The following is an 11,369-nucleotide window of genomic DNA, read 5'->3' as shown; positions in this document are numbered from 1 at the left end:
CCTGAATTGGATCAGGTAACCTTCGGTTTAGGAACGTTCTTTTTATTTAAGGAACGTTGTTATTGTTTAAGAAGCGGTACTATTATTTTTAGACAGGCGCACAAACAAAAAGACTGGACCACTATTGGATCCAGCCTGAAATATAATTGATTTTACGATTGAAAAATGATTGAGTACATATTGTTCGCCTGCTCTTTTTTCCCTCACTCTTCCTTCTGCTCTGGATACCAACTATTTAGCAGTGGGTACCGACTTTTTAGCATGGGGAAGTGGAATTTAGCAGGGAGATAAAAATTGTTCCTACGTAAATTAGTTCTACCCTATTCTTTTCCCGTTCAAAGCCTTGTCCTGCTTGGTCTCACGCCCTATATTCATACATTTACTCTGTAATTCAAGTTCTACCCCAAAAACAACCCTTTCGGGAAGGAAAACCGATAAAAAACAGGAGTTAAAGAAGAGTAAAATGAAATAAAGTTCTTCCCTAACAATCAATTAAAACAGTGAGGAAAAGTAAGATGGATCAAGCCTTTTTTTAGGCTTTTCCTCCCGCTCTTTTCTCTTGCTTATTCAGCACAAATGTTGTCATACGGGCTTTTTCCCACTTTGATCAATTATTCGCTCAAACAAAAAATCGGGATATCGTACCGATGGTACGACTCCCGATCCTGGTGAAGTAAGCATACTTAATGTTGTATCTGCTCCCGCTTTCCCTCCGTTCAGTACCAACTTATTTACAGCAGGTACGAACTTGAATTACGAGGGAAAAACTTATTTACAGAGAGACAAAAATTAATTTTCATTTCAATTCCTCTACTCCACCGTCACTGACTTCGCTAAGTTCCGTGGTTTATCTACGTCGCACCCTCTATGCAGTGCTGTATAGTAGGCGAGTAGTTGTAATGGGATGACGGAGACGAGTGGTGTGAGTAATTCGTGTACATGTGGAACGACGAATCGGTCTTCTTCCGCTTCAAGTCCTTTCATGGAGATGATGCATGGATTGGCGCCTCGGGCGGTTACTTCTTTTACATTTCCGCGAATACTTAAGTTGACATTGGCTTGGGTAGCAAGGGCAATCACGGGGGTTCCGTCTTCGATTAATGCGATGGTGCCGTGTTTTAGTTCTCCTCCGGCAAATCCCTCTGCTTGGATATAGGAGATTTCTTTTAACTTCAACGCTCCTTCTAATCCAACATAATAGTCCATAGAACGACCGATAAAGAAGCAGTTGCGTGTTGTCGCTAAATATTCTCGGGCGATTTGCTCCATCTCTTCCTTCATGTCACATAAAATTTCCATTGCGCTTGCAGCAATGCCCAGTTCCTTAATTAACCGGAAATCAAGATTGATGCCGCGTGCTTTAGCGGTTGCTTCTGCTAAAATCGCCAAAACCGCGATTTGAGCTGTATAGGCTTTTGTGGAGGCAACAGCAATTTCTGGACCTGCATGTAACAGCATCGTGTAATCCGCTTCACGTGAAAGTGTAGATCCTGGAACATTTGTCATCGTTAAGGCTTTGTAACCCATTTTCTTTACCTTTACTAAGACAGCACGGCTATCGGCTGTTTCTCCACTTTGAGAAATAAAAATAAACAACGGTTTTTCAGGTAGCAAGGGCATGTTATAGCCAAGTTCACTTGCTACATGTACTTCGACAGGGACATTTGCAATTTTTTCAATAAATTGTTTGCCGACCAGTCCGGCATGATAGCTCGTGCCACATGCCACAATATAGATGCGGTCTGCTTTATTCATTGCGCTTATGATCTTACCATCCACCATCAGTTCGCCATGATTGTCTTGATATTTTTGAATAATCTTCCGAACGACGAATGGCTGCTCATCAATTTCTTTTAACATATAGTAGGAATAGGTTCCCTTTTCAATATCACTTACATCTAATTCAGCTGTATATGGAGTACGTGCCACGATCTCTCCTGCAAGGTTTTGGATGGTTACACTCTCTTTCGTGACCATCACCATTTCTTTATCCATCAACTCAATAAATTGATCCGTAACTTGAAGCATGGCCATTGCATCAGATGCTACGACATTAAATGTATCTCCAACCCCTATTAAAAGGGGACTTTTATTTTTGGCTACATAAATGGTTTGATTATCTTCACGATCGATCAGAGCAATGGCATAGGAACCCATTAATAATTGTAAGGTTTTTCGAAAGGCTACTTCTGTGCTAAGTCCCTCTTTCACGAAAACCTCTACTAATTGAACAATGACTTCTGTATCTGTATCACTCTTTAACGGCGTATCCTGTAAATACTCACTTTTCAGTTGTTCATAGTTTTCAATCACGCCATTATGAACAAGGGTAAAACGAGCAGATTCACTTTGATGTGGATGGGCATTTTCAAAGCTAGGAACACCATGAGTGGCCCAACGTGTATGACCGATTCCCATATTCGCATCTACCGTTGAATCTACAATTTTACGAAGATCTGCAATCCGACCTTTTTCTTTAAAGACATATACTCCTGCATTATTTTTCACAGCAATACCAGCAGAATCATATCCTCTATATTCAAGCCTCTCTAAACCTTTTAACAAAATATCCTTTGAATCCTTACAACCAATATATCCAACAATACCGCACATATTATATCCTCCTTCATCAGAGGCAAGAGTTCATTGAGCAGGAACAAGGGCAACAAGCTCAGTCGTCCGCCTAATCATTCAAAAAGATTAGCCAGCCTTGAACTCTTGAAAGCCAACTATTTGGAAAAATGACTTTCTTGCCCCTTATCTCTTGTAATGTTGTTAGAGGTCTGATTTCTATTTAAAAAATAAATGAAGACACGAAGCCGAGTACTTCTCCATTACCTAATGAAATCCACCTCTTCCTTTCTTACGCATATTCTTTCCTTTGTCCATCAGGTTACCCCAATGTTTTAAGAGAGAATTTCCAGCGGTTGTGCGTTTCAACCGGGAGGCATCCGCCGAAACCTTCGATAAACCTCCTCCTCGTCAACTAAGCTCTCGTCTAGCTTAGTTCAGGCGCTTATATAAAAATGTGAAAACCGGTCCTCCTTTCAAGAATTCCATTATGGTTTAAAAACAGGAATATCATACACTATTTTTTTTGGATTCGTCAACGAAATTAATTGGTAAAAAAAGTGTCTCAGAAAAAACAGGAAAATAGAATGTGAATTTTAAGGGGTGAAAGTTTCAGTTGAATAGGTGGGACTGTAATCTGCCTACTTAATCCAATGATCCTAAGTGGCCGCCTTATCTGCCTTTCTTATTGCTATTATTAAAATATGCATAAAAGTCCAAAGCGTGACCTTTATGCATATCGTTTCATTACTCTATTCCCATTTCCTCTTGAACAACATTAGCAATTCTTTCCACTATTTGAGAGCATTCCTCTTCTGTTGGAGCTTCAGCCATGACACGAACTAAAGGTTCTGTACCAGAAGGACGGACAAGAATACGTCCATTTCCGTTCATTTCCTGCTCTACTTCATTAATTATTTCTTTTACCTTCGTATTATCCATTACTTTATACTTATCCGTTACTTTTACATTGACTAATTTCTGTGGATATTTTTCCATTTCCGCAGCTAATTCAGATAACGGCTTATTGGTTAACTTCATAATATTTACTAATTGCAACCCTGTTAATAGTCCATCACCTGTAGTGTTATAATCTAAGAAAATAATATGGCCGGATTGTTCACCACCAAGATTGTAATGATTTTTCTTCATTTCTTCTACGACATAGCGATCTCCAACAGCTGTTTGAACGACATGGATCTCATTTTCTTCCAAGCCTTTATGGAAGCCCAAATTGCTCATGACAGTAGAAACAACTGTTGATTTTTTTAATTGGCCTTCTTCATTTAAATGCTTTGCGCAAATGTACATGATTTGGTCGCCATCCACAATATTTCCCTTCTCATCAATGGCGATTAACCGATCTCCATCTCCATCAAACGCTAATCCTACATCTGCCTTTCTTTCCAATAAAAATTCGACTAATGCATCTGGATGAGTGGAGCCCACACCGTCGTTAATATTTAGCCCATTGGGAGAGGCACCCATTGTAGAAATATCTGCATCTAAATCAGCAAATAAATGGGTTGCTAAGGAAGAAGTTGCTCCGTGAGCGCAATCTAAAGCAATATGTATACCAGAAAATTCCTCATCAACCGTTTGCTTTAAGTATTGAATATACTTCTGTCCACCTTCAAAATAATCACTGACTAGTCCAAGATCTCCACCGACTGGTCTCGGTAATGTATCTTCATTTAGGTCTAAAAGTTCTTCAATTTCATTTTCTTGTTCATCTGATAGTTTAAATCCATCTGGTCCAAAAAATTTAATGCCATTATCAGCTACTGGATTATGAGAAGCAGAAATCATCACTCCAGCCTGAGCTCCTAGTGCTTTTGTTAAATAAGCAACCCCAGGAGTTGAAATGACACCTAATCTCATCACTTCAGCTCCAATTGATAATAGACCGGCAACAAGGGCTCCTTCTAACATATGGCCTGAAATTCGCGTATCACGACCAATAATCACTTTTGGTCTTTCCGAATCTTTTGTCAGGACATACCCACCTAATCGGCCTAATTTAAACGCTAATTCTGGAGTTAATTCTGTATTCGCTACTCCCCTCACGCCATCAGTACCAAAATATTTACCCATTGCAAACATCGCTCCTTTTTTAGAAACATCATGTATCATGACGATTTGAATTATCACTTATTTCTACCGTTACTTGATCTTTTGATAATGTAAATTCTGTACTTTTAGGACTGGTTGCCTTTATAGGTACTTGATGTTCTCCGACGGTTAAGCCTGTAACATCAATATAGGCAGACAAATCTTTTTCAGAGACATTCTCCATTACACTTTTGATTCCGGTCACCGTCATATTCACGTTACCGGAATCAGCTGGAAGAAATGCTAGAAGGAAGGCATTATTTAGTCCCCTCGTTTGGATTGGAACATTCGAAAAGTTCTTGACCATATTCCCATCTAATGGTTTTGTTTCCTCTACCTTTTCTACCTCTTCTTTTGCTACTTCACTTCCTTCTACATTCACTCTTACTTTAATAGATTTAGGGGAAGAATACGTTAATCCCTCTTGTAATTCGACTGGAACTTCTACTATTTTACTTTCCTTTATTTTACTTAAATCCACTTTCACTTCGACACTCTCAACTTTTTCTAACACAGATTCTTTTCCATAGATCGTAATGTCTTTTGGTTCAGGAACCACTTCAGTAATTTTCACTCCTGAAGGGGGTGAGCCCATTTCTTTTACTTTCACTTCTACTTTTTTGCTTGGATTTTTTACATTCATTGTAACTCGTACGGTTTCAGGTTCAACCGCAACATCCAATTTATTTAGCTCCCGGTCTAACACTCGAACCCTTGCCTCACCTGTTGTTTCTTTATCAACTGGTCGATCTACATCCAGGGTTGCCTTGACATAACTGATTTGATCAATCACATCTTTTGCTCCAGTAATTCTTACGCGCTTTGGTTGAACGGATAAACTTTCAACTTGAAAGCCGTCAGCTAGAATCGAGTTATTGAACTCAGCTTCTACTTTAAATTCTTTTGTTACCTTTTCTTGTACAGATACATTAGCAAAAGCAGGTTCTAATTTGACCTTAAGTTTATCGGATATATTATCATACTTGATCGGAACCTCATGCTCTCCTATCCCAATATCTGATAAATCGACAAACACTTTGAAATTCTGTAAGTTCTTCGTTGATTGAACAATATTTCTTGGTCCCTCAATCGTTACACTAACCGTTTGTGGAACCCCTGAAACAACTAAATTTTTGGAATCATAGATGACATGCACTGGAACATTACCGATCGTTTCAACCGTTCCCTTACCAGTATTCGTCTCTTTCTTTTTTAAATCGACTTCCTCAAAACTAACAGATGTGTAGAGTAGGATGGCTAGTAAAAGAGCAACTACCCTCATAAACCAAGGACTCTCCATAAATTGATCTAATTTATTCATTGGATTTCTTCCCCCTCCAATTCCATCGAGTTGAGGAAGTTATTTTTGAAGAATTAAGTAATTCATGCTCTAGTAATGATTTAAATTCATCTGGTGATAGTTGCCGATATAATTCTCCATTTTTTGTGATGGACACAGCACCTGTTTCCTCCGATACAATAACCGTTAAACTGTCAGTTACTTCACTGATACCGAGTGCCGCCCGGTGTCTCGTTCCTAATTCTTTTGAAATAAAGGGACTCTCTGATAAGGGTAAGTAGCAAGCCGCTGCTGCAATTTGATTTCTTTGGATTACTACGGCACCGTCATGAAGAGGTGTATTAGGAATAAAAATATTAATTAATAATTCTGAGGAAATCTCGGAATTTAACGGAATTCCAGTTTCGATATAGTCACTCATCCCCGTTTCACGTTCGATAGAAATCAATGCACCAATCCGACGCTTCGCCATATAGTTCACCGCCTTAATTAAGGCTTCAATCAACTTTTGTTGTCCTTCATCCTCTAGAATAGCGGTTCGAGCAAAAAGCCTTCCTCTTCCTAATTGTTCGAGGGCACGACGCAACTCAGGCTGAAAAATAATGATTATGGCTAGAAACCCCCATGTTAGTGCAGCTTCCATCATCCAACTTAATGTTTTCAGACCTAATACACCACTTAGAATTTTCACAGCCACTATAACAAATATACCCTTCAGTAGCTGAACAGCTTTCGTTCCACGGATGACCATAATCAATTTATAAATCACAAACCACACAAGCAATATATCTAAAACATTAGACAAATAGTCCAATAAAGTGTAACCCTCAAAATAGCTTAAAAACGGCATATTACATCCTCCATTATGTAATCGAATAAAGCCATAAAGAGGCGCATTTCTTCTAGATTTTCTTTTTATCCTGCATTAACGGGTCCTCACCTCAAAGTTTGTCACTTAATGTAAACACCCGCTAGATGCAACGAAGGACCGTGCGTCTCTCGTCGGACGAAAGCCACTTAGTTGTGGCGTAATGGGCGTACAACTTTCAGACAGTAAATAGACTTCATTGACGAAAGTTCAATTCATTATATCATACTTCCTTTTATCAAAAAAAAGAATGAAAAAAGAAAGTTCATTCTCTTCATTCTCTCATTCCACGTCGTCTAAATTGTTTAGATCTTTAGGAGTAGATTAAGAAACTACTCGGTAGATTTTCGTGTCCTATATTAATCCACGACTTTCACGATCACCTTTTTTATTTCATACCAAAGCCATTGAAAGGCTGCATCAATTTCTTCGATGTCACCTGTTACTTTTCCTGCCGATGCCATATATTTTTCTCCATTGATAACTGTGAGATCCCCTTGGACTTCACCTTCAACTCGTACATTACCATTTCTAACTTCTAAATCTCCTTTCACCACTTCTCCTTCCGGAACAACAACCGTATTCCCATCAACGACTAAATTAGGGTTATGAGTAAAAGCAAGTTGTTGATCTTGCTTCCAAGTAGTGAAGAAGCTTCCCATCATCAAAATAAGGAATAAAGAGGCCGCTGTTAAAAAGGGATGTTGTTGGAACCATCGTTGAAATCCAATTTTCTTTTTTTCCTTTGGAAGCCTTGCTAAAACATTGTCTGTGAAGTCCTTTGGTGCTTGTATATGAGAAATACTTCTAACAAGAGTAGCTGTCTTTTTCAGTTCATAATAATGCTGTTTACAATCTTCGCATGTTTCTAAATGTTCAATTAGGGCATGATGATGGGCTTCATTTATTTCTCCATCTAAATCATCATGCATATAGTCTATGATTTCTTTTGGACAAGATTTCATATTCACTCATCCCCTCACTATAAATTCCGCAATTGCTTTCTTAGGGCTTCTCGTCCCCTGTGCACCCTTGTTTTGACAGTACCTAATGGTAAGTCCAGAATATCAGATATTTCTTTTAAAGATAATTCTTCAATATATCTTAATACAATAATGGACCTGTATTTATCTGATAATGTTAAGATTGCTTTCTGAATCTCTTCTTGTAGCTCTAATCCCTCAACTTCCTCTTCCGGTAACCGATCTTTTGAAGCAATCTGTGAATACATTGTCAAGCCCTCTGTCCCCTCTACTTCAGCATCTAAATGGAAATCTGGCTTTTTCTTTCGGATTCTGTCGATGCAAAGGTTTGTGGCAATTCGATACAACCACGTGGAGAACTTTCTCTTCAAATCGAAACGGTGAATATTTACAAAGGCTCTAAGGAAAGCTTCTTGTGCGATATCCTCAGCTTCGTGGCGATTCCCCAACATTCGATAACAAATTTGAAACACTTTATCTTTATACAATTCAACAATTTCACCAAAAGCATTTTGGTCACCCTTCATTACTTGCTTAATTCTTCTATTTACAATTACATCCATTTTTATACCTCCGCCCTAGCGGTTATCTATCTATACGTAAAATGTTCTATTTGGTTTCAAAAAAAAGTTTTTAATTTTATCATACCAAATTCACACAAAACTGTTTACATAATTTTCAAAAAGGGTATATTAGTAGTAGTATATATTTCAACAAGATGACCATTACAAGTCAAACCACTTCTTGAATACCAATCTTATCAAAAAAATTGAAATTGTGGTGATCAATATGAGTTTCGCACTACAAGATCTTTTATCAGAAATTGAACAGTGTAGAAAAGAAATGGTGCTTTTGGCAATGGAAACTTCCTTTACAAATTTAGGAGTCGTAGAAAAAAGTGAAAGACTGGATCAACTTTTAAATGAATATGAAATGAAACAAAAGGTTTAAGCAGCAGACCAATAAGGACTGCTGCTTAAAATTCATCCAGTGTTTCACTTGTATTATAGAAATCAAATACATATAAACAATTATTCATTTTACCAAATTATGTGTATTTTAACTACCCTATTTTTTTATAATAGTTTTTCTCCAAATAATGAACCCATTAACGCAACGGCCACTATAGCGGTTTTGTTTCTTTCATCTAAGATTGGATTCACTTCCACAAACTCTGCCGAAGTGATGATCTTACTTTCTTCTAACATTTCCATTGCTAGATGGCTTTCCCGATAACTCACCCCTCCTATGACTGGAGTCCCAACACCAGGTGCATCAGCTGGGTCTAGACCATCCAGATCTAGTGAAAGATGAACACCATCTGTTTTATTTTTCAAATAATGAATCGTTTCCTCTATAACCTTTGTCATCCCTAACCGATCAATCTCATGCATCGTATACACTTTAATCCCCTTATCCTTGATGAGTTCCTTCTCCCCTTTATCAAGAGATCTCGCTCCTATAATGACAATATTTTCAGGCTTTATTTTTGGTGCATATCCCCCTATAAATGTTAAATGGGGATGACCAATACCCAAGCTAACAGCGAGTGGCATTCCGTGAATATTACCTGTAGGAGAGGTTTCTGATGAATTTAAATCCCCATGTGCATCATACCAAATTACTCCTAAGTCCTTATAATGCTTTGAAATGCCTGCTAAACTACCAATGGCAATGCTGTGATCCCCTCCAAGAACTAACGGGAAATTGCCTTTTTGCACAACAAGATCAACTTGGTCAGCCAATTTCCTACTCGCCACTACAACCGCTTTCAAATTCCGTAAATTTACGGTTTCTCCTATATCCCGGTCTGGTTTTCCTATCTCAATATCCCCTAAATCCTCAATCTCGTATCCTAGTTGTTCCAAACGGTCCACTACACCCGCATAACGAATAGCACTAGGCCCCATATCAACCCCGCGACGCATTTGCCCTAAATCCATCGGCACACCAATAATAGAAATCTTTTTCTTCATCTAAAATCCCCCTCCTTACCCTATTATTAACCTTTATTTTACATACATAGTCATATCTGACTCAACCACACAATTTTCTGAATATATATGCAAATTGGAGAGCAATTCGTATAACTGGATCTTAACATAACAAAAACGCAAACGTCTTGCTCATTTCGTAGTTTTCGACTGATATAAAGGAAACACAGCGTATAGTCTCCTAAACAAAAAAGACGCTCCTGCATATCAAAACAGGAACGCCTATTTTTAAACAAACGATTGATTGTAAAGCGGAAGACGGGATTCGAACCCGCGACCCCCACCTTGGCAAGGTGGTGTTCTACCACTGAACTACTTCCGCAAAAGTGAGCCATGAAGGACTCGAACCTTCGACCCTCTGATTAAAAGTCAGATGCTCTACCAACTGAGCTAATGGCTCATAAAATATAAATATACCTACAACTTCCAATTTACCTAACAAAGGTCGATGAATGATGAATATGTTTCAAACTCATACTACATAGCGGAAGACTTCTAAACCTTTTAAGAGCAAAAAAAATAACCAAAGCCCTTTACCAAACTTCTAATGGTAAAGAAATGGGTTAAAAAATTAGATACACTCGATAAAAAGATAAAATGGCTGGGCTAGCTGGATTCGAACCAACGAATGACGGAGTCAAAGTCCGTTGCCTTACCACTTGGCTATAGCCCAACATAAATGGTGGAGGGGGGCAGATTCGAACTGCCGAACCCATAGGGAGCGGATTTACAGTCCGCCGCGTTTAGCCACTTCGCTACCCCTCCGGCTAGTATATTCAATGGTGCCGGCCAGAGGACTTGAACCCCCAACCTACTGATTACAAGTCAGTTGCTCTACCAATTGAGCTAGGCCGGCATATGGTGGAGGATGACGGGATCGAACCGCCGACCCCTTGCTTGTAAGGCAAGTGCTCTCCCAGCTGAGCTAATCCTCCATAATCATGTTCAATATGTATTGGAAAATTGAATGGTGACCCGTACGGGATTCGAACCCGTGTTACCGCCGTGAAAGGGCGGTGTCTTAACCGCTTGACCAACGGGCCACAAATAAAATTTATTAAAGCTTCCAACCGGGCTCGAACCGGTGACCTCTTCCTTACCATGGAAGTGCTCTACCTGCTGAGCTATGGAAGCAATGGCTCCGCAGGTAGGATTCGAACCTACGACCGATCGGTTAACAGCCGATAGCTCTACCACTGAGCTACTGCGGAATAATGATTTGCTTGGCAACGTCCTACTCTTGCAGGGGGACAGCCCCCAACTACCATCAGCGCTGAAGAGCTTAACTTCCGTGTTCGGTATGGGAACGGGTGTGACCTCTTCGCCATCATTACCAGACAAAAATCCATTAAGGACAAGTATAATTATATATTCTTTTCCAGAAAAGTCAATAATTATATTAAAAATTATTTCCTCAAAACTAGATAATAAATGAAGTATTCCAAGTTTCCGAGTTGCCATCTGAAACGTAAAATTGGTTAAGTCCTCGATCGATTAGTATTCGTCAGCTCCACATGTCACCATGCTTCCACCTCGAACCT

The 11,369-nt window shown here is 39.1% G+C and carries 8 protein-coding genes, 9 tRNA genes and 1 rRNA gene; 1 reads left to right on the top strand and 17 read right to left on the bottom strand.

The features are described 5' to 3' along the window. Positions 1-810: 810 nt before the first annotated feature. From glmS to sigW, 6 genes are all read right to left on the bottom strand, one after another. Positions 811-2,613 (bottom strand): glutamine--fructose-6-phosphate transaminase (isomerizing), encoded by a 1,803-nt coding sequence (gene glmS / locus J2S13_RS15605; RefSeq protein WP_307258762.1) that lies wholly within the window; start codon positions 2,611-2,613, stop codon positions 811-813. A 705-nt stretch (positions 2,614-3,318) separates the two neighbouring features. Further along, entirely contained in the window at positions 3,319-4,665 is a 1,347-nt protein-coding gene (glmM, locus tag J2S13_RS15600; protein WP_307258761.1) for a phosphoglucosamine mutase, read from the bottom strand. Between the two features lie 28 nt (positions 4,666-4,693). Further along, on the bottom strand, positions 4,694-6,004 hold the full coding sequence (locus J2S13_RS15595) for a CdaR family protein (RefSeq protein WP_307258760.1): 1,311 nt from the start codon (positions 6,002-6,004) through the stop codon (positions 4,694-4,696). Then, complete coding sequence (gene cdaA / locus J2S13_RS15590; protein WP_307258759.1) at positions 5,997-6,833, bottom strand: diadenylate cyclase CdaA; 837 nt, start codon at positions 6,831-6,833, stop codon at positions 5,997-5,999. Before cdaA ends, J2S13_RS15595 begins: the two co-directional genes overlap by 8 nt. 377 nt (positions 6,834-7,210) lie before the next feature. Next, positions 7,211-7,816 carry an anti-sigma factor family protein gene (locus J2S13_RS15585; RefSeq protein WP_307258757.1) on the bottom strand — a complete coding sequence of 202 codons (606 nt, stop codon included), beginning with the start codon at positions 7,814-7,816 and terminating at the stop codon, positions 7,211-7,213. A gap of 17 nt (positions 7,817-7,833) precedes the next feature. Further along, a complete protein-coding gene (gene sigW, locus J2S13_RS15580; protein WP_307258755.1) occupies positions 7,834-8,397 on the bottom strand; it encodes an RNA polymerase sigma factor SigW in 564 nt (187 codons plus the stop codon). Between the two features lie 226 nt (positions 8,398-8,623). Here sigW and J2S13_RS15575 point away from each other — a divergent pair, with 226 nt between their 5' ends. Beyond that, the gene (locus J2S13_RS15575; RefSeq protein WP_307258753.1) at positions 8,624-8,785 is read left to right on the top strand and encodes an aspartyl-phosphate phosphatase Spo0E family protein; all 162 of its coding nucleotides are present in this window, start codon (positions 8,624-8,626) and stop codon (positions 8,783-8,785) included. 125 nt (positions 8,786-8,910) lie between these two features. Here the strand turns inward: J2S13_RS15575 and rocF are convergent, their stop codons facing one another. From rocF to rrf, 11 genes are all read right to left on the bottom strand, one after another. Next, positions 8,911-9,810 carry an arginase gene (gene rocF / locus J2S13_RS15570; RefSeq protein WP_307258752.1) on the bottom strand — a complete coding sequence of 300 codons (900 nt, stop codon included), beginning with the start codon at positions 9,808-9,810 and terminating at the stop codon, positions 8,911-8,913. Between the two features lie 268 nt (positions 9,811-10,078). Next, a tRNA-Gly gene (locus tag J2S13_RS15565) sits at positions 10,079-10,150 on the bottom strand. 5 nt (positions 10,151-10,155) lie between these two features. Next, positions 10,156-10,228: transfer RNA gene (locus J2S13_RS15560), tRNA-Lys, on the bottom strand. A 198-nt stretch (positions 10,229-10,426) separates the two neighbouring features. Further along, positions 10,427-10,501 (bottom strand) — tRNA-Gln (locus J2S13_RS15555). A gap of 7 nt (positions 10,502-10,508) precedes the next feature. After that, positions 10,509-10,593: transfer RNA gene (locus tag J2S13_RS15550), tRNA-Tyr, on the bottom strand. Between the two features lie 15 nt (positions 10,594-10,608). Beyond that, positions 10,609-10,684: transfer RNA gene (locus J2S13_RS15545), tRNA-Thr, on the bottom strand. A 3-nt stretch (positions 10,685-10,687) separates the two neighbouring features. Further along, positions 10,688-10,763: transfer RNA gene (locus J2S13_RS15540), tRNA-Val, on the bottom strand. A 33-nt stretch (positions 10,764-10,796) separates the two neighbouring features. Next, a tRNA-Glu gene (locus J2S13_RS15535) sits at positions 10,797-10,871 on the bottom strand. 18 nt (positions 10,872-10,889) lie between these two features. After that, positions 10,890-10,962: transfer RNA gene (locus J2S13_RS15530), tRNA-Thr, on the bottom strand. A gap of 2 nt (positions 10,963-10,964) precedes the next feature. After that, positions 10,965-11,039: transfer RNA gene (locus tag J2S13_RS15525), tRNA-Asn, on the bottom strand. Positions 11,040-11,049: 10 nt separating this feature from the next. Next, positions 11,050-11,166 (bottom strand): 5S ribosomal RNA (gene rrf / locus J2S13_RS15520). Positions 11,167-11,369 lie beyond the last annotated feature (203 nt).

The sequence above is a fragment of the Oikeobacillus pervagus genome (assembly GCF_030813365.1).
Lineage (GTDB): Bacteria > Bacillota > Bacilli > Bacillales > DSM-23947 > Oikeobacillus > Oikeobacillus pervagus.
Note: the sequence above shows the minus strand (reverse complement) of the source record. Positions and strands in the feature narration are given on the sequence as shown.

What these genes read in the sequence shown, in the direction of transcription:
- cdaA (WP_307258759.1), bottom strand. Translation starts at nt 6,833, where the DNA reads ATGCCGTTTTTAAGCTATTTTGAGGGTTACACTTTATTGGACTATTTG.
- glmM (WP_307258761.1), bottom strand. Translation starts at nt 4,665, where the DNA reads ATGGGTAAATATTTTGGTACTGATGGCGTGAGGGGAGTAGCGAATACA.
- J2S13_RS15575 (WP_307258753.1), top strand. Translation starts at nt 8,624, where the DNA reads ATGAGTTTCGCACTACAAGATCTTTTATCAGAAATTGAACAGTGTAGA.
- J2S13_RS15585 (WP_307258757.1), bottom strand. Translation starts at nt 7,816, where the DNA reads ATGAAATCTTGTCCAAAAGAAATCATAGACTATATGCATGATGATTTA.
- rocF (WP_307258752.1), bottom strand. Translation starts at nt 9,810, where the DNA reads ATGAAGAAAAAGATTTCTATTATTGGTGTGCCGATGGATTTAGGGCAA.
- sigW (WP_307258755.1), bottom strand. Translation starts at nt 8,397, where the DNA reads ATGGATGTAATTGTAAATAGAAGAATTAAGCAAGTAATGAAGGGTGAC.
- glmS (WP_307258762.1), bottom strand. Translation starts at nt 2,613, where the DNA reads ATGTGCGGTATTGTTGGATATATTGGTTGTAAGGATTCAAAGGATATT.
- J2S13_RS15595 (WP_307258760.1), bottom strand. Translation starts at nt 6,004, where the DNA reads ATGAATAAATTAGATCAATTTATGGAGAGTCCTTGGTTTATGAGGGTA.